General features: G+C 63.2%; 1 protein-coding gene. It reads left to right on the forward strand.

All coding sequences use genetic code 11. The features are described 5' to 3' along the window. Window positions 1-1,696: DUF1573 domain-containing protein (locus FJZ36_19320; GenBank protein ID MBM3217051.1), on the forward strand; the 1,696-nt coding region annotated here is incomplete at both ends.

The following is a 1,696-nucleotide window of genomic DNA, read 5'->3' on the forward strand; positions in this document are numbered from 1 at the left end:
TTCGATCAACGCTGGCATTGTCACGAAGCCGGGCTCCGGCACAGCGACCTTCGCCATTACGAACACCGGCGGCGGAACCCTGACCGTCAGCGGCATCGCGTCGTCGAACGCGCAGTTCACCGTCTCTCCCGCGCCGCCCTACAACCTGACGACGGGCCAGAGCCAGACGGTCACCGTCACCTTCGCGCCGACGAAGGTGGGCTGGGAGCAGTCGACGCTGACGATCACGCACAACGCCTCCGGCAGTCCGGCGACCGTCACGGCGAAGGGCATTGGGCGGATGACTCCGCCGACGGGGAATCTGACGAACACGAAGATCGCGTTCACGTCGAATAGGACCGGTAACTACGAGATGTTCTCCATGGCGGCAGATGGTTCGAACGTCGTCCAACTGACGAACGATGGCGCGTTCGGGGGCAAGTGGTCGCCCGACGGAACCAAGATAGTGTTTGTGACGTCGCGACACGGCGTCCCGGAGTTTGAGGTCTACGCCATGGATGCCGACGGAAGCAACCAAACTCGTCTTACGACCAGCGAGACCATCAAGAGTCACAGTCCGTCGTGGTCGCCAGACGGGACCAAGATTGCTTTTGCCAGGGGCACGAACGTTGGCGACACATTCATCTTTGTCATGGACGCAGACGGAAGTAACGTCAATCAGCTTACATCGTCCGGAAGCGCTCCACCGGGACAAGACCCGTCATGGTCTCCCGACGGTACGAAGATCGCGTACGGGACGCATGGCAGCGGCTCCGACATCTACGTCATGAATGCCGACGGGTCGAACGTCGTCAACGTGACGAATACGCCGTCGAGTGAGGAGATCGCGCCCTCGTGGTCTCCGGATGGGACGAAGCTCGCGTTCCGCACGAACCGCGATGGGAACAACGAGATCTACGTCATGGGCGCAGACGGAGCGAATCCAACACGACTCACGAACGATCCGGGCGCGGACGACCAGGCGGTTTGGTCTCCGGATGGGACGAAGCTCGCGTGGAGCACGAGTCGGAACGGTGCACTCCAGACCTACGTGATGAACACGGATGGGACAAGCCCAACGCGCATCACCAACACTGCCTTCATCGATGCGGCTCCGTCCTGGTCTCCGTTCCTGGCTCCTGCGCTACCAACCTACCAGAACTGGCAGGCGACGCTCCGCCTGACGGGCGACCTGGCAGGGGACCACACGGTCATCGTCGGCGTTGCGCCGGACGCGTCGGATGGCGTCAACATCGACCTGGAAGACACGATCGCCCCGCCCATGCCGCAGCCTCCGGCGTCATGGCTCCGCCTGCTGCGAGACGGTGAGTATCTGTCGCAGGACATCCTCGCCTTCGCGGACAGCCGTACGTGGAGCGTCGAAGTCGAGGTAGGCAGCGGAACGCACTACCTCTCCATCGAAGGACTGCCGGAAGGCGTGCTCGTCTACTACAACGACAACCCGCGCATCGTCCACGGGCCCGACACGGACGCGACGACGGCGGTCGTCCATCCGCTGCCCCTGGGGGCAAGCATATCCCTGAACACGGGCAGGCACCTCTTGACGCTCGTGCTGTCGAAGCGCCTGCCGCAGACGCTGGCGACGACGTTGGGCATCCGCTGGCGCATGTTCTCCCTGCCGGGTCCGACGACGAACGGAGCTCCGGCGGATTTGGTGACGCGAGGCGTCATCTCGATGTATGGCTACGGCTACTTC

The organism is Candidatus Poribacteria bacterium (genome assembly GCA_016866785.1).
Classification (GTDB): Bacteria; Poribacteria; WGA-4E.